The following is a 15,493-nucleotide window of genomic DNA, read 5'->3' as shown; positions in this document are numbered from 1 at the left end:
GGCAGGCAACGCGTGAGGCGCCTTGTTGGTCAAGTGGGGAGGCACTCCTGGCGCCGCGCGGTGCAGGCGGTTTCCTTCCTGCTGCGCCTGGCGATGCTCGCCGCGATCCTTCTAGGGGTGGGGCTGGCGGCGCTCGGTTGGCGGCTGGCGCAGGGGCCGCTGGCGATTCCCTCCATCACCGCGGTGAACAACGCGGTGGCGGCGCGGCTGACCGGCATGGCCCCGGGTGTGCGCGTCACCTACGGCCAGGCCTGGGTGGCCTGGGAGGGCTGGAAGGACGGCCGGCCCGCGCCGCTGCAGCTGCGGTTGGACGCTCTGCGGGCGGCGGACCCGGAGGGGTCGACGCGGGCCTCGCTCGCCTCGGTGGAGGTGACGCTGGCGGTGCCGCCGCTGCTGCACGGGGTGGCGGCGCCGGAGCGGGTGCTGCTGCGCGATCCCTTCGTCTCGCTGCGGCGTGACATGGCGGGCGACCTCGCGCTCGACCTCGGCGTGCCGCCGGAGGTGCCGGAGGCGCCGCCTTCGGACGGGGCGCAGAGCCTGGAGGCGGGGACGCAGGCGCTGGCGCGGGCGCTGCGAGGGCCGGCGAGCGATTCGCCGCTTGCCTCCCTCCAGGAGGTGCGGATCGAGAGCGGGCTGGTGCAGGTGCGGGACGATCCGCTGCGCTTCAACTGGTCGCTCGACGAGGTCGGACTTTCTCTCACCCGTGGCGCGGACGGGGCGCTGGGCATTGCGGGGTCCGGCGCCTTGCTTGTCGCGGGGCAGCAGATCCCGGTGCGCATCGTCGGCCGTGCGGCGGGGGAGCCGCCGGTGGCGGAGGCGGCGCTCGAGATCGACGCGGTGAGCCCCGCCGCGCTTGCCGCGGCGCTGCCCTCGCTCAAGCCGCTCTCGGTTCTGGAGGCGGATCTCGGGGCGCGGCTGAGCGGGCGCTACGACTTCGGGGACGGGCGCTTCACGGGGCGGGCCGAGGTGAGGGCCGAGGGAGGGCAGGTGGTGGCGCCGGACCGGCGCGTGCCCTTCCAGGCGGCGCGACTGGTGCTGACGAACGACGGCACGCATCTCGAGATGGAGCGGCTGGAGCTGACGCTGCCCGCCACGGGGCCCGCGGGGCGGCCCACGCGGATCAGCGCGAAGGCGAGTGCGGACCGGCGCGAGGACCGCTGGCATGGACAGGCCGAGCTCACGGTGGACTGGCTGGCGGTGGCCGACCTCGACCGCTACTGGCCGGCGGACCTGGCGGTGAACGTGCGGTCCTGGCTGGTAGAGAACCTGACGGCCGGCGCGGCGCGGGACGGCCGCTGGGTGGTGAAGGGGGAGGTGGGCTCCGGCCTTTCCGACCCGCGCGTGACGGAGGTGAACGGCACGCTGCGCGCCGAGGGGGTGACGGTGCACTGGCTGCGCCCGGTGCCGCCGATCGAGGGGGCGGACGGGCTGATCACCTTCTCACTCGGCGAGGTGGTGGTGCAGGCGCGGGCCAACCGGCAGTCGGGCACGGGGCTCGCGCTGCCCGAGGCGCGGGTGCGGCTCTTCGACCTCGATAACGACGCGGAGAAGGCGGAGATCAACGGGCGGGTGACGGGCCCGCTGGCCGATGTGCTGACGATCGTGCGGCACCCGCGGCTGCACCTGTTCGACAAGCGGCCGCTGGAGCTGGGGGCGGCGGGCGGCACGGTGGACGCGCGGCTGACGCTGACCACGCCGCTGAAGAAGGACCTGCGGACGGAGGAGATCGCGGTCTCCGCCACGGGGAAGGTGATGAACGGCCGCATCGCCGACTTCATCCGGGGACAGCCGGTGGAGCGGGCGGATCTCGACGTGCAGGTGGACCTGGCGGGGATGCGGCTGGCGGGCAACGCGCAGCTCGGCACCATCCCCGGGCGGTTGGAGGCGCAGCTCGACTTCCGGCCCGGCCCGCCCTCCCAGGTGACGGAGCGGGTGCGGGTGGAGGGGCGCGCGGAGGCCGCCGACCTGCGCCGCCTGGGCGTGGAGGCCGCGCCCTATGCGACGGGGCCGATGGGCTACGTCGCGCAGGTGGAACGTCACCGCTCCCGCGAGGCGGAGGTCGCCGTGCGGGCGGACCTGCGGGACACGCGGCTGGCGCTCTCGCCCTTCCTCTATTCCAAGGCGCCGGGGGTGGCGGCCCGGGCAGAGGGGACCCTGCGCTTCCGGGGCGACGAGCTCGTGGCACTGGAGGGCGTGCGGATCGAGGGACCGCAGCTGGACGTGCGCGGCGGCGTCGCCTTCGGGCGCAGCGACGCCTACTCGGCCGATGTGCTGGAGGCGCGGGTGGGGGCGAGCCGGCTCGTCGGGCGCTTCGCCTCTCCGACGGGGCCGGGCGATCCCTGGGACATCCGGGTGCGCGGCACGGTGCTCGACGCGCGCGGGCTGCTGCGGGAACGCGCCGCTTCCTCCGGCGGGCGGGGCGGCGGGGAGACGGCGATGCGGGTGGACGCCGTGTTCGACCGGGTGCTGCTGAACGAGGGGCGGGAGCTGGCGCCGGTGCAGGCGGCGCTGTTCGTGGATGCGCGCGGCGTGCTGCGGGAGCTGCGCGCGAGTGGGCGCGGGGTGCGCGGCGGCGGCTTCGAGGCGGTGGTGGTGCCGCGCGGGGCGGGGCGGGCGATGGAGGCGCGGGCCTCGGGCTTCGGCACCCTGCTGCGCGACCTCGGGCTGTTCGACGCGGTGGATGATGGGGCCTTCCACGCCTCCGGGGAGTGGTCGTCCAACGCGCCGGGATCGCCGCTGACGGGCGTGGCGGAGCTGCGCGAGTTCGGGGTGCGGGAGGCGGCCTCGATCGGCAAGCTGCTGCAGGCGCTGTCGATCTACGGCATTCCAGAGGCGGCGCGCGGGCCGGGGCTGCGCTTCACCGTGGCGAGCGCGCCCTACACGCTGACGCCGCAGGCGCTGACGCTGCGCGAGGCGCGGGCGGTCTCCGCCTCGCTGGGGGTGACGGTGGAGGGGCGTATCCTGCGGGAGGCGGAGCGCTACGACCTGCGCGGGACGATCATTCCCTCCTACGCGCTGAACAGCGCGCTGGGGCGGCTGCCGGGGATCGGGCGGCTGTTCACGGCCGAGCGGAACGGGGGGATCTTCGCCGCCAATTTCCGCATGACGGGGAAGCTGGACGACCCGGATTTCCAGCTGGACCCACTCTCGATGCTGGCGCCGGGGGCGCTGCGGGGGCTGTTCGGCGGGAACTAGGGCGCGTGCTGCGCGCTTGACCGGCGGGGGAGCGCGACGCAAACCCCGGGGCAACGATCCCCCGGAGGAAGACCATGCACCGACGCCATCTCCTCGCCCTGCCGCTGGCGGCGGGCGTTTCCGCCCCAGCCATCCGCACCGCGGCGGCGCAGGCGGCGACGGTGATGCGGCTGTCGCACCAGTACCCGCCCTCCCACCACATCGCGCAGGTGCTGGTCGCCTTCGCGGCCGAGGTGAAGGCGCGGAGCAACGGGGCGGTGGACGTGCAGGTCTTCCCGGCCGAGCAGTTGGCGCGGGTGGCCGAGAACTTCCCGGGCGTCGCGCGCGGGGCCTTCGAGGCGGCGGTGGCCACCAACTTCACCTGGGGCAACACCATCCCAGAGATGTCGGCCCAGACGATCCCCTTCTTCTTCACGGGGCTGGAACAGAACCGGCGCTTCCCGAAGTCGGAGGCGCGGCGCTTCCTGGACGGGATCACGGCGCGGCGGGCGGTGCGCTCGGTGGCCTGGCTGTTCACCACCAATTCCGCGATCTTCACCTCCGGGCGGAAGGCCCTGGTCAACCCCGAGGACTTCCGGGGCGTGAAGATCCGGGGGATCAACACGCTGATCGACCAGTCGCTGACCGCCGTGGGCGCGGCTCCCGCCGCGACGCCGGCACCGGAGGTGGTGGGGGCGCTGCAGTCGGGCATCCTCGACGCCGGGCTGACGGATGTTTCGGCCGCCGTGTCGCGCCGCTTCTACGAGGTGCAGAAATACGGGACGGTCTCGCCCTTCTTCAGTGTCTCGACCCAGGTTTACGTCAACCCGCGCTGGTGGGACGGGCTGCGGCCCGAGGCGCGCTCGGTGATCGAGGCGGCGCTGGCCAAGGCCGAGGAGGAGGCGGTGGACGTGACCGTCCGCACCGCCGAGGCCGCCGTGGGCGAGCTGCGGGAGAAGGGAATGGCGATCACCGTGCAGACGCCCGAGCAGGTGGCGGCGTGGCGCGACGTGATGCAGAAGCCCGTGATGGACGCCTTCCTGCGCCAGGCCCCCGAGAACGGGCCGCGGCTGCTGGACCTGCTGCGGGCGGTCTGAGGTGCGGCGCGCGATCGGCATCCTTTCCCGCCTGGTCTACGGGCTGGCCTCGGTCTCGACGATCGTCTGCCTCGTGCTGATCGGCGGATCGGTGGTCGCGCGCTACGTGTTCCACGCGCCGCAGCCCTGGATCGACAAGGTGGCGGGCTGGCTGGTGCTGGCCCTCGTGCTGCTGGCGGCGCCCGAGGCGCAGCGGCGCTTCGAGCATATCGGGGTGGATGTCGCGGTCGGGCGGATGGGGCCGCGGCTGGCGCGGGCGGCGCATGTGGTGGGCGCGGCCTCGGTCGTCGCCGTCGCGGGCATCCTGCTCTGGGCGGGGTGGGAGACGGTCGCCTTTTCGAGGATGGTCGGGCTGGTGACGGACGTGGCCGAGATCCCGGAATGGTGGGTGCAACTGTTGCTGCCGGTGGGGGCGGCGGTGCTGCTGCTGGTTTCCCTCGCGCAACTCGTGGTGCTGCTGCTGGGCGGGACGCCTGAGTACCTGCCGACGGGCGACGAGGAATTGCCGCGCGACACGCTGGCGCGCGGGGAGTAGCGCGGCATGCTCTTCTTCGTGTTGATGGCCGTGCTGATCGGCCTGCTCTACCTCGGCATCCCGATGTTCGCGGCCCTGTTCCTGCTACCGCTCGCGGTGCTGCTCTGGGTGGAGGGCGGCGTCCCCGCGCTGGGCGAGATCGTTATCGGCAACCTCAACGGCTACCTGCTGGTGGCCATCCCGCTCTTCATGATGATGGCGCATGTGATGGTGCGCGGGCGGGTGGTGAACGACCTCTACGGCGCGGCCTTCGCCATGCTGCGGAACGTGCGGGGCGGGGTGGGCATCGCCACGGTGCTGGCCTGCACGGTCTTCGCGGCGATCTGCGGTTCGTCTGTCGCGACGGCGCTGACGATCGGCAAGATCGCGATCCCGCAGATGCTGCGCTACGGCATGTCGCGGCGCGGGGCCTTCGGGGTGGTGGCCGGCGGCGGGACGCTCGGCATCCTCATTCCGCCCTCCGCGCCGATGGTGCTCTATGCCTTCGTGACGGAGACGAGCGTGGGGGCGCTGTTCCTCGCGGGGCTGCTGCCGGGGCTGATGATGGCGATCGTCTTCGCGGCCTATGTGTTCATCACCGAGGGCCGGGCGGTGGCGCCGGCGGACGAGCCGCCGCCGGAGCGGCTCGGCACCTCGCTGCGGCGTGCGGGCTGGTCGATGACGCTGCCGATCTTCGTGCTCGGCGGGATCTACATGGGGGTGTTCACGGCTACCGAGGCGGCGGGGGCGGGCACGATCTACGCGATCCTGATCGCGGCCGGCATCTACCGCACGCTGACCTGGCGCGACCTCTGGGATGGGGTTGGGGACGCGACGCGGACGAGCGCGATGCTGCTGATGATCATCGCGGGGGCTGCGGTCTACGGCTACATGCTGACGAAGCTGCGCATCCCGCAGGAGCTGGCGGCGCTGGTGACGGAGATGGGCCTTTCGCGCACCGGTTTCCTCGTCGCGATGATGGTGCTGCTGTTCGTCCTCGGGCTGGTGCTGGAGAGCTTCTCCATCATCCTGCTGACCATGCCGGCCATCCTGCCCTCGCTGGGGGCGCTCGGGATCGACAAGGTCTGGTACGGGGTGCTGCTGACGCTCTCGCTGGAGATGGCGCTGATCAGCCCGCCGGTGGCGATGAACCTCGTGGTGATCAAGGCGATCACCGGGGCGCCGCTGGCCGAGGTCAATCGCTCGATCATTCCCTACATGCTGATGCTGGCGGCGGGGACGGGGCTGCTGATCGCCTTTCCGGAGATCGCGCTGTGGCTGCCGCGCCAAGCGGGCTACGGGGGCTGAGGCGGGCGGCGCCGCTCAGGCGACGCGCCGCCGGGCCGGGGCGCTGACGCCGGAAGAGGCGGGGAGCTTGCCGGGGCGGGCGAAGAGATAGCCCTGGGCGAGCTCGATGCCGAGCGAGGCCATGACCGCCGCGTGCTCCTCCGTCTCGACCTGCTCGGCGATCACGCGCGCGCCGACGGCAAGGCTGAGGTCCACCATGCTGGCGACGAAGGAGCGGTCCCGCTCGCTGCGGACGGCGTTCTGCACATAGGCGCCATCCACCTTCACCCAGTTCACGGGGAAGCTGCGGAGGTAGCGGAAGGCGGCGGCGCCGGCGCCGAAATCGTCGATGCACAGCGGCACGCCGCGGTCGCGCAGCATGTCGAGCGTGGCGCGCGCCTCGGTCTCGTCCTCCACTTCCGCGGATTCGGTCAGCTCGACCATGAGGCGGGGCAGGAGGTTCTTCTGGGCATCGAGACGGGCCCGCAGGGCTTCGCGGAAGCGCGGGCTTTCCATCGAAAGGCCGGAGATGTTCATCGCGATCCTTGCGCCCGGGGTGAAGCGCAGGGTGTCGAGCACCCGGTCGGTCACGGCGAGGTCCACCTCCTCGGTCAGGCCGACGGTCTCGGCGCAGCGGATGAAGGTCTCAACGTTCAGGCCGGCGGGGCGGAGCAGCGCCTCGTGGTGATGGATACGGCGGTCCTTCAGGCTCACGATGGGCTGGTAGAGAAGCTCGAAGCGGCGCTCGCCAATGGCGCGGCGCACGCTGCCGGCCTGGGCGGCGATGTCGCGCAGCGCGCCCGTCAGTCCGCCTTCTGCGATGCCGACGATGCCCTTGCCGGCGAAGTTGGAGAGCGCCTGCCGCAGGGCGCGCGTGGCCTGGGCGGGCGTCAGGGAGGAGGCGTCGAGCGGCAGGGTTGCGGTCCGCACCTGCGCGGGGATGTCATGCGAGAGAAGTGCGGCCTCCAGCCCCGCGGTGATGCCGGCGAGGGTGTGCATGTCCGCCTCCCGCGGGAGGAGCAGGCCGTAGCGCCCGGGGGAGAGGCGGCCTGCCAAGCCGCTGCCGGAGCCCGCCAGCACGGCGGCGTCGAGTTCCCCTTCCAGCTCCGGGCGGCTGGGGATGCCGCGGCGGACCTCGTCCGGTAGGTCGATGACGGCGAGGGAGCCGCGCCCCGAAGCCCGCACCATGCCGGCCGCGGCCTGGGCGAAGGCCGCGTCCCCCGCGAGGTCCGTGCTGCGAGGCGGGGCGGGCAGGGGCCCGAAGGTAAGGCAGAACTGGCCGTTCGCGCCCGCGGGGGCGAGGCCAGCGATGGAGAAGGGCGTGCCGGCCGCGTTGTTCAGCCGGATGGCCGTGGGCGGCAGGCGCCCGCGGGCCGCGAGGAGCTGCATGGCCATGCGGAGGGCGCCGCGCTCGTCGATGGCGATGAGGTCGTAGACGGGGCGGCCTACGAAGGCCTCGGGCGCCTCGCCGAGGTGGTGGCGGAACGCGCCGGCGGCGAAGGTGATGGTGGCGTGCGGCCCGGTCTCGACCAGGAGGTCGGCGGCAGCGAAGGCAAAGGTGAGGAAGCGGTCCCGATGATCCTCGCGGAGCATGCGCGGGGCCGCTGGTGCGCCTTCGGGGGATGTGCCGCCTCGGATCTCCATCCCCACAGGCTAGCTGGCGATGGTTTCCGGCCTGTTAACCGTTCCCGGTCGCTCGCGGGGCGGTGCTGCGGCCGCGCATGTAATGGCGCTCCGGCCGGTAGCGGGCCTGGGCGATCAGGTGGCGGAGAAGGGCGACAACCCCACCGGGGAGCGCGGCGCGGGCCGGGCGGCGGTGGCGGGTGGTCTTCCGGTCGGGTTGGGTCATCGTCGGGGTGCCTGCACCGCATTGACGGGTTGCTCGTGGACATCACGAAACCGTGAGTGACTATCTATCGCTGCCGCAGTGCCCTGATCAACGGAAAACGCATTATTTCCTATATCGAAATGATTGGGCGGTGCCTTGCCCCGGCGGGTGCCGTGGTATGGGGCTTGCGCGCGGTGCCTTGGGCGCCCCAAGGCGGGGCCCGGCAGAAGGGGATGATGGATGGCGCAAGGTTCAGCGGCGGGCGGTTGCCCTTTGCCCTCTGGCTCCGGCTCGGCCTGAGCCGATGCTTCTCGTGAGGGTGGAGGGCGAGCGGACGCGCCAGGCCTGGTGCGGCCTGCTGGAGGGGATGTGTCCCGGGCTGGTGGCCAGGCCCTTCGACGCGCCGGAGGTACGGCCGGAGGAGGTGCGCTACGTGCTCACCTGGGGGCCGCCGGCGGGCTGGCTCGCGGGGCTGCCGGGGCTGAATGCGATCTTCTCGCTCGGGGCGGGGGTGGACCACATCACGGCCGACCCCTCCTGGCCGAGCCATGTGCCGCTGGTGCGCATGGGCGGCGAGGAGCCGGGGCAGAGGATGGGGGAATATCTCGCCTGGGCCTGCCTGACGCTGCTGCGACACGGGCGGACCTTCGCGATCGCCCAGGCGGAGCGGCGGTGGGACTATAAGGTGGGGGAGGATACGGCGCGCGACCTGACGGTGGGCATCATGGGAATGGGCTCGCTGGGGGCGGCCGCGGCGCCGATGCTGCGCGGGCTGGGTTACCGCGTGATCGGCTGGTCGCGGAGCCGCAAGGCGCTGGATGGGGTAGAGAGCTTCGCGGGCGCGGGGGAGCTGGATGCCTTCCTCGCGCGCGCGGACGTGCTTGTTTGCCTGCTGCCCTCGACGCCCGAGACGGCGGGGATCGTGAATGCGGGGCTGCTGTCGCGGCTGCGTCCCGGGGCGGGCTTCGTGAACGCCGCGCGCGGCGGGCATGTGGTGGTGCCGGATCTTGTGGCGGCACTCGATTCCGGGCAGGTCTCCGGCGCGGTGCTGGACGTCTTCGACCCCGAGCCGCTTCCGGCCGAGAGCCCGCTCTGGTCCCATCCGAAGGTCACGGTGACGCCGCATGTCGCGAGCGTGGCGCGGCGGGAGGCGAGGGCCCGCTACGTGGCGGAGGCGATTCTCGGCTTCGAGGCGGGCCGCCCGCTGCCCAACCTCTACGATCCCGCCCGGGGCTACTGACGATGCCTCTTCCGCCGCCCTTGCGGCCCGATCCTAAGCTGGCACCGTGGCGGGGCCTGGCGGCGTGAGCGGGCGGGCGGGGCATGCGCTGTCTCTGCAGGGGATCTCGCGGCGCTACGGCGACTCCGTGGCGGTGGCGGAGGCCTCGCTGGAGGTGGGCAGCGGGCGGTTCCTGACGCTGCTCGGCCCCTCCGGCTCGGGCAAGACGACGATCCTGATGATGATCGCGGGCTTCGTGGAGCCGAGCGCCGGGCGCGTGCTGCTGGACGGGCGCGACATCACGGCCGTGCCGCCGGAGCGGCGCGAGTTCGGGATAGTGTTCCAGGGCTACGCGCTGTTCCCGCACATGACGGTGGCGGAGAACGTCGCCTTTCCGCTGCGGGTGCGGCGGCTGGGGCGGGCGGAGCGGGAAGCGCGGGTGCGGGCGACGCTCGATCTCGTGCAGCTCGAAAGGTTCGCGGACCGGCGGCCGGGGCAGCTCTCGGGCGGGCAGCAGCAGCGGGTGGCGCTGGCGCGGGCGCTCGTCTTCGATCCCGCGCTGCTGCTGCTGGACGAGCCGCTCTCGGCGCTCGACAAGAAATTGCGGGCGGAGCTGCAGGACGAGCTGAAGGCGCTGCACCGGCGGGTGGGGCGCACCTTCATCAACGTGACGCACGACCAGGAGGAGGCACTGAGCCTCTCCGACGAGATCGCCATCCTCAACGAGGGGCGGGTGGTGCAGGTGGGGGCGCCGCGGGAACTGTATGAGCGACCGGCGACGCGCTTCGTGGCGGGGTTCCTCGGCCGGTCGAACTTCATCGAGGGCGAGGCGGAGCGGGATGCGGCTGGCATCGTGCTCCGCCGCGGCGGCACGCGGGTGCTGGGGGTGGGCGCCGCGCGGCCCGGGCGCGCGCTGCTCTCGCTGCGGCCCGAGAAGATCGCCGTGCTGCCCGAGGGGGCGGCGGAGGATAACGTGGTGGAGGGGCGGATCGCGGCCTGGTCCTATCTCGGCACCGAGTTCTCGATCACCGTTGGGACGGCGGATCTTGGCGTGCTGAAGGTGCAGGTGCCGTCCTGGCGCATCCCGTTGATGCCGGCGGAGGGGATGGCGGTGCGGCTGGGCTGGCCGCGCGCGGCGGCGGTGGCCGTGGCGGAGGACCCGGCATGAGGAGGGGATCATGACCGAGAAGCATCCTGTCACCGCCCGCAAGGGAATGGTGGTGACGAACCATCTGCTGGCCTCCGGCGCCGGGGCGGAGATGCTGCTCGCCGGCGGGAATGCGGTGGACGCGCTGCCGGCGGTCGGCGGCAGGATAGCGCGGGCAGGGGTGCGCTTCATGCCGGAGCCGGGGCGGCGCTAGGGCGCGACCAGCAAGGGCGTGACGGCGTCGATGAGCGCCTGGGGGAGCGGGGTTGGCACCGTTTGAGTCTCGCGGTCCACATAGACGTGGATGAAGTGGCCCTCTGCGCTGGCCGTTTCCTCCTCGTTGCGGAAGATGCCGATCTCGTAGCGGATGGAGGTGCGGCCGAGGCGGGCGACGCGCAGGCCGGCGGTGACGAGGTCGGGGAAGGAGACGGGGGCGAGGTAGCGGCAGCCGGTCTCCACCACCACGCCGATCACGGGGGAGGTCTTGAGGTCGATGGCACCGGAGGTGAGGAGGAAGCGCGAGACGACGGTGTCGAAGAAGGAATAATAGACGGTGTTGTTGATATGCGCGTAGGCGTCGTTGTCGCCCCAGCGCGTCGGAATGGGCAGGAAATGGCGGTAATCGGCCCGCCGGGGGCGCGTTCTCTCGCTCATGGCTCGCTCGCTTCGCTGTAGGGCGCGCAAACTCCCTTCGCGAGAAGCGGCATGCAAGGCTTCGCCTGCGGCGGAGTTCGCTGTAATGTGAGCCAGCGACTTAACGATCTGGGAACCTTCTTTTCAGAATGTCCTCTCCCGCGTCCGAAGCCCGATTGGAGCCGTTCCGGCTGCGCGGGGCGAATTTCAACCTCCTGGTCCTGCGCCTGCTGGACCCGCGGGTGGAGGTGATCGTGCCTGCGCTCGCGGACCAGTTCCGCCGCGCGCCTGGCTTCCTGCGGAATGCCCCGATCGTCCTTGGGCTGGATGACCTCGACCCCGCCGCGGCGCCGGATTTCGCCCATCTGACGGCCCAGCTCCGTGCGGTGCAGATCGCGCCCATCGGCACCACGGGCGGGGTGACGGAGCTGCGCGCGGCCGCCCAGGCGGCGGGGCTGCCGCCGCTCCGCGCGGCGGGCGGCGAGGTGCCGCCGCCGGTCGCGGCCGTCGAGCCCGCGCCCGAGCCGCAGCCGGTGCCGGAGCTGCCGCCGCCTCCTTCGGGCTGGCAGCCGACCATGGTGGTGGACCAGGCGGTGCGCGCGGGGCAGCGGATCTGGGCGCAGGGCTGCGACCTCATCATTCGCGGCACGGTTAATCCGGGGGCCGAGGTGATCGCGGACGGAAACGTCCATGTCTACGGCACGCTCAAGGGCCGCGCGATCGCGGGCGGGGCGGAGAACCGGACGGCGCGCATCTTCGCGCTGAATTTCGAGCCCGAGCTCGTCTCGATCGCCGGCTACTATGCCGTCCGGGACGGGCTGGGGGACGCGCCGCTGGGCAGGCCGGTTCAGGTCTGCCTCATCGGCGAGAGCATGCGGTTCGACAAGCTGGGCTGAGAGGGGCGCAGGTTCCGGCGAGAAGCCCTTTGCAGGGGCCTCGCCGGGCGTGCGAAAGACGCGGCCTGCCGGGCGGACCAGGGTTCAAGGGGGCGGAGATCTGCGCATGGCGCAAGTGATCGTGGTGACTTCGGGCAAGGGGGGCGTGGGCAAGACCACGTCCTCGGCAGCATTCGCGACAGGGCTGGCGCAGACCGGCAAGAAGACGGTCGTGATCGACTTCGACGTCGGCCTACGCAACCTCGACCTCATCATGGGGGTCGAGCGGCGGGTGGTGTTCGACATCGTGAACGTCATCAGCGGCGAGGCGCGGCTGAGCCAGGCGCTGATCCGCGACAAGCGGGTCGATACGCTGTCGATCCTGCCGGCCAGCCAGACGCGGGACAAGGACGCGCTGACGAAGGAGGGCGTGCAGACCGTCATCGACGAGCTGTCGAAGGACTTCGACTACATCCTCTGCGACAGCCCGGCGGGCATCGAGAAGGGCGCGCTGCTCGCGCTCTACTTCGCCGACCAGGCGATCGTGGTGACGAACCCGGAGGTCTCCTCCGTCCGCGACAGCGACCGGATCCTGGGCGTGCTCCAGTCGAAGTCGAAGCGCGCCGAGGAGAAGAAGGACCCGGTGAAGGAGCACCTCCTCGTCACGCGCTACGACCCGAACCGGGTGGAGCGGGGCGAGATGCTGAAGCTCGACGACATCCAGGACATCCTGCGCATCCCGCTGCTGGGCGTGATCCCGGAGAGCGAGAGCGTGCTGAAGGCCTCCAACACGGGCAATCCCGTGATCCTGGACGAGCCCTCGCCCGCGGGCCAGGCCTACAAGGACGCGGTCGCCCGCTTCCTGGGCGAGGACCGGAAGATGCGCTTCACCGACTACGAGAAGAAGGGCTTCTTCTCGCGCCTGTTTGGCGGGAGGGCTGCATGAGCTGGCTGAACTTCTTTCGCGACAAGAAGGAAGAGGCGCCTGCTACCGCTCCACAGGCGAAGGAGCGGCTGCAGATCGTCCTCGCGCATGAGCGCATCTCGCGCAAGGGCGAGGACTTCCTGCCGAAGCTCCAGCGCGAGATCGTGGAGCTGGTGGCGCGGCACGTCTCGATCGACCCGGAGCGGGTGAACGTCTCGCTCGAGCGCGGGGGCGATCTGTCCACCCTCGCGATCGCGGTGGAGCTGCCCGGGCCGGAGCCGGTGCGCCACGCTTCCTGACGGGCCCCGCCGCCCCCTCGGGGGTGGCGGGCAGGCTTAACCGTCGGTCAAGGCCGCCCTGCGACCATCCCTGCCTGAACGGCACGGGAATCGGGCAATGGCAGGGCGGCTCTTTCCCTTGCAGACCTTGCGGGCGCGGCTGATCGTCCTCTCGGTCGCGCCCTCGCTCATCTGCGTGCTGGTGCTGCTGGTGGGGGTGCCGCGGATCCTGCGGGACCTGGGCGGGCCGGCGGCGGGCGGTGCGCTCCGGGCCGCGGCCGCGAGGCTCGAGGCGGAGGTGGCGGGGGCCCGGTCGGGACTCGCGGGGCTCGCCGGCGTCCTCTCGCGCGAGGGGCTGCTGCGGGAGGAACTGGCCCTGGCGGCCGGGGCGGAGGACCCCTCCGCCGGCGCGGACCTCCTGTCGCGGCTGCTGACCGACCTGCGCCGCGCCGATCCGGCGATACGCACCGTGGAGGCTACGGCAACACCCCTGGGCGGCCCCCCGCGGCGCTGGGTGGCGCAGCACGGGAGCCCGGCGCCGGAACTGGCCGTCGCGAGTGCCACGGCCTTCTACAACCTTCCGGGCGGCGCACGGGCGGAACTGCGCCTGGCCGCCTTTCTCGACCCCGCGGTGGCGAGGCGGATGCTCGGAACATCGGGCCGGCTCGCGCTCGTCTCCGGCGAGGTGATCCGGGGGATCGACCCGCCGGGCGAGGAGGAAACGCTACCCGAATTGCCACCGGCCTGGCGGCAGATGGTCCGGCAAGGGCGACGGGCAGCCACCGGGTTCCTGACCGCCGAGCACGGTGACCTCATCGCGGCCCTCGTTCCGCTCGACGGCCCGGCCGCGCGGAAGGGGGTGCTCGGCGCGGCAGCCCGGCTGGCAACGGTGCCGCCGCCGCGCGCCGCGCTGCTGCTGCGGCCAGCCGAACCCGGCCTCGCGGCCATCGAGCGGCGGTTCCGGGTTCTCGGCGGCGTGGCGGCGGCCGTGCTCGTGGTGCTCGGGGCCGTCACGGTCCTTGCAGCGCGGCGCCTGGCCGCCATGCTCGCCGCGCTGACGGAGGCGCTGAGCCGGCTTGGCCAGGGCGATGCCGCCGTGCAGATCCCGCGGCCCCCACGCGGCGCCTCGCGGGAGCTGATCGAGCTCACCGAGGCCTGCACCACCTTCCGCGATGCCGCCGCCGAGCGCACCCGGCTATCGGAGCGCCTGCGCTGGCTCGCCAACTTCGACGGGCTGACGGGCCTGCCCAACCGCGCTCTGATGGGCGACCGGCTGGAGCTGGCCTTCGCCGCGGCGCGGCGCGACGGCATGGGGCTGGTCGTCTTCGCCATGGATCTCGACCACTTCAAGGAGGTGAACGACACGCTCGGCCATGCGGCGGGCGACGAGGTGCTGCGGGTGGTGGCCGCGCGGCTGCGGGGATGCCTGCGCGCGACCGACACGCTGGCCCGGATCGGGGGCGACGAGTTCGTGCTCGTGGCGCCCGGGCTTGACGGGCCTGCGGCGCTCTCAGCCTTCGCGGCGCGGCTGCTGGCCGCGATGGAGGACCCGGTGCCCGTTGGGCCGGAGCATCGGGCGATCGGGCTCTCGATCGGGGCGGCGGTGCTGCCGCCGAACAGCTTCGATGACCGTCCGGAAGCCCTGCTGCAGGATGCCGACCTGGCACTCTACCAGGCGAAGGCGGCGGGTGGGTCCTGCCTGCGGATCTTCGAGCCCGGCATGGACGAGCGGCTGCGCACGCGGCGGGCGCTGATCGCGGACCTGCGCATGGCGATGGAGCGGCAGGAGCTGACCATCCTGTTCCAGCCGCAGGTCTCGACGGCCACGCGGCGGATCAAGGGGGCGGAGGCGCTGCTGCGCTGGTACCATCCGCAGCGCGGCCTGATCGGGCCCGACATCTTCATCCCGCTGGCGGAGGAAACCGGGCTGATCGTGCCGATCGGCGCCTGGGTGCTGGAGGAGGCCTGCCAGGTGGCGCGGAGCTGGGGCGGGCTGCATCTGGCCGTGAACGTCTCACCCATCCAGGTGCGGCAGGCGGGCTTCGTCGGGACGGTCGAGCGCGCGCTCTCCCGCTCCGGCCTGCCGCCCGAACGGCTGGAGCTGGAGATCACCGAGGCGACGATGCTGACGAACACGGCGGAGACGCTGGCCATCCTGTCGCGCCTGCGGAGCCTCGGGGTGCGGCTGGCGATGGATGACTTCGGGACTGGATATTCCTCCCTCGCGACCTTGCAGCGCTTTCGCTTCGACAAGATCAAGGTGGACCGTTCCTTCATCCGGCATCTGGAGAAGGACCCCAAGGCGGTGGCGCTGCTGCGGGCGGTGATCGCGCTGGGCAGCGCGCTGGACGTGATCACCAATGCCGAGGGCGTGGAGGAGGAGGGGCAGCTCTCCATGCTGCGTGCGGAGGGCTGCGAGGAGGCGCAGGGCTATCTCTTCGGCAAGCCCATGTCGGCGGCGGAGTTCCGGGCCCAGGCCGGGCTGAGCGGGGCGCGGGCGGCGTGAGCGCCGTTGT

14 protein-coding genes are annotated in these 15,493 nt (G+C 72.4%); 11 read left to right on the top strand and 3 right to left on the bottom strand.

The features are described from left to right. Window positions 1–12 precede the first annotated feature (12 nt). From BO39_RS06945 to BO39_RS06930, 4 genes are all read left to right on the top strand, one after another. On the top strand, window positions 13–3,195 hold the full coding sequence (locus BO39_RS06945) for a YhdP family protein (protein WP_156963543.1): 3,183 nt from the start codon (window positions 13–15) through the stop codon (window positions 3,193–3,195). A 74-nt stretch (window positions 3,196–3,269) separates the two neighbouring features. Further along, window positions 3,270–4,271: a TRAP transporter substrate-binding protein DctP gene (gene dctP, locus BO39_RS06940; protein WP_043831343.1), complete on the top strand. Its 1,002-nt coding sequence runs from the start codon at window positions 3,270–3,272 to the stop codon at window positions 4,269–4,271. A 1-nt stretch (window position 4,272) separates the two neighbouring features. After that, window positions 4,273–4,806, top strand: a complete 534-nt coding sequence (locus tag BO39_RS06935) for a TRAP transporter small permease (RefSeq protein WP_043831342.1) — start codon at window positions 4,273–4,275, stop codon at window positions 4,804–4,806. A 6-nt stretch (window positions 4,807–4,812) separates the two neighbouring features. Beyond that, window positions 4,813–6,093, top strand: a complete 1,281-nt coding sequence (locus BO39_RS06930; protein WP_043831340.1) for a TRAP transporter large permease — start codon at window positions 4,813–4,815, stop codon at window positions 6,091–6,093. Between the two features lie 15 nt (window positions 6,094–6,108). Here BO39_RS06930 and BO39_RS06925 read toward each other — a convergent pair whose 3' ends face one another. Both BO39_RS06925 and BO39_RS32470 read right to left on the bottom strand, forming a co-directional pair. Beyond that, a complete protein-coding gene (locus BO39_RS06925) occupies window positions 6,109–7,665 on the bottom strand; it encodes a sensor domain-containing phosphodiesterase (protein WP_156963541.1) in 1,557 nt (518 codons plus the stop codon). Between the two features lie 85 nt (window positions 7,666–7,750). Further along, the gene (locus tag BO39_RS32470) at window positions 7,751–7,921 is read right to left on the bottom strand and encodes a hypothetical protein (protein ID WP_156963539.1); all 171 of its coding nucleotides are present in this window, start codon (window positions 7,919–7,921) and stop codon (window positions 7,751–7,753) included. 283 nt (window positions 7,922–8,204) lie between these two features. Between BO39_RS32470 and BO39_RS06920 the strand changes: the two genes are divergently transcribed. The 3 genes from BO39_RS06920 (at window position 8,205) to BO39_RS06910 (ending at window position 10,480) form a co-directional block, all read left to right on the top strand. Continuing rightward, window positions 8,205–9,140: a 2-hydroxyacid dehydrogenase gene (locus tag BO39_RS06920; RefSeq protein WP_052401708.1), complete on the top strand. Its 936-nt coding sequence runs from the start codon at window positions 8,205–8,207 to the stop codon at window positions 9,138–9,140. 64 nt (window positions 9,141–9,204) lie between these two features. After that, window positions 9,205–10,287, top strand: a complete 1,083-nt coding sequence (locus BO39_RS06915) for an ABC transporter ATP-binding protein (RefSeq protein WP_043831337.1) — start codon at window positions 9,205–9,207, stop codon at window positions 10,285–10,287. 10 nt (window positions 10,288–10,297) lie between these two features. Further along, window positions 10,298–10,480: a hypothetical protein gene (locus tag BO39_RS06910; RefSeq protein WP_043831335.1), complete on the top strand. Its 183-nt coding sequence runs from the start codon at window positions 10,298–10,300 to the stop codon at window positions 10,478–10,480. On the opposite strand, the gene BO39_RS06905 is transcribed toward BO39_RS06910, so the two are convergent. Continuing rightward, entirely contained in the window at window positions 10,477–10,920 is a 444-nt protein-coding gene (locus BO39_RS06905) for an acyl-CoA thioesterase (RefSeq protein ID WP_043831334.1), read from the bottom strand. The two genes, BO39_RS06910 and BO39_RS06905, sit on opposite strands and share 4 nt — an antisense overlap. 155 nt (window positions 10,921–11,075) lie before the next feature. On the opposite strand from BO39_RS06905, the gene minC reads away from it, so the two are divergent. The 4 genes from minC to BO39_RS29705 all read left to right on the top strand — a co-directional run bounded on the left by minC (window position 11,076) and on the right by BO39_RS29705 (window position 15,483). Beyond that, window positions 11,076–11,795: a septum site-determining protein MinC gene (gene minC, locus BO39_RS06900; protein WP_052401706.1), complete on the top strand. Its 720-nt coding sequence runs from the start codon at window positions 11,076–11,078 to the stop codon at window positions 11,793–11,795. Window positions 11,796–11,901: 106 nt separating this feature from the next. After that, window positions 11,902–12,720 (top strand): septum site-determining protein MinD, encoded by an 819-nt coding sequence (minD, locus tag BO39_RS06895; protein ID WP_043831330.1) that lies wholly within the window; start codon window positions 11,902–11,904, stop codon window positions 12,718–12,720. Then, on the top strand, window positions 12,717–12,998 hold the full coding sequence (gene minE / locus BO39_RS06890; RefSeq protein ID WP_043831328.1) for a cell division topological specificity factor MinE: 282 nt from the start codon (window positions 12,717–12,719) through the stop codon (window positions 12,996–12,998). The genes minD and minE overlap by 4 nt, the downstream gene beginning before the upstream one ends. A 97-nt stretch (window positions 12,999–13,095) precedes the next feature. Beyond that, window positions 13,096–15,483, top strand: a complete 2,388-nt coding sequence (locus BO39_RS29705; protein WP_052401704.1) for a putative bifunctional diguanylate cyclase/phosphodiesterase — start codon at window positions 13,096–13,098, stop codon at window positions 15,481–15,483. Window positions 15,484–15,493 lie beyond the last annotated feature (10 nt).

It is taken from the genome of Roseomonas aerilata DSM 19363, from assembly GCF_000711725.1.
In the GTDB taxonomy this organism is placed as follows: Bacteria; Pseudomonadota; Alphaproteobacteria; order Acetobacterales; family Acetobacteraceae; genus Roseomonas; species Roseomonas aerilata.
Note: the sequence above shows the minus strand (reverse complement) of the source record. Positions and strands in the feature narration are given on the sequence as shown.

Bases quoted from the DNA above. Each gene is read 5' to 3' on its own strand.
- dctP (WP_043831343.1), top strand. From the start codon at position 3,270: ATGCACCGACGCCATCTCCTCGCCCTGCCGCTGGCGGCGGGCGTTTCC.
- BO39_RS06930 (WP_043831340.1), top strand. From the start codon at position 4,813: ATGCTCTTCTTCGTGTTGATGGCCGTGCTGATCGGCCTGCTCTACCTC.
- BO39_RS06925 (WP_156963541.1), bottom strand. From the start codon at position 7,665: ATGCTCCGCGAGGATCATCGGGACCGCTTCCTCACCTTTGCCTTCGCT.
- BO39_RS32470 (WP_156963539.1), bottom strand. From the start codon at position 7,921: ATGACCCAACCCGACCGGAAGACCACCCGCCACCGCCGCCCGGCCCGC.
- BO39_RS06920 (WP_052401708.1), top strand. From the start codon at position 8,205: ATGCTTCTCGTGAGGGTGGAGGGCGAGCGGACGCGCCAGGCCTGGTGC.
- BO39_RS06910 (WP_043831335.1), top strand. From the start codon at position 10,298: ATGACCGAGAAGCATCCTGTCACCGCCCGCAAGGGAATGGTGGTGACG.
- BO39_RS06905 (WP_043831334.1), bottom strand. From the start codon at position 10,920: ATGAGCGAGAGAACGCGCCCCCGGCGGGCCGATTACCGCCATTTCCTG.
- minD (WP_043831330.1), top strand. From the start codon at position 11,902: ATGGCGCAAGTGATCGTGGTGACTTCGGGCAAGGGGGGCGTGGGCAAG.
- minE (WP_043831328.1), top strand. From the start codon at position 12,717: ATGAGCTGGCTGAACTTCTTTCGCGACAAGAAGGAAGAGGCGCCTGCT.
- BO39_RS29705 (WP_052401704.1), top strand. From the start codon at position 13,096: ATGGCAGGGCGGCTCTTTCCCTTGCAGACCTTGCGGGCGCGGCTGATC.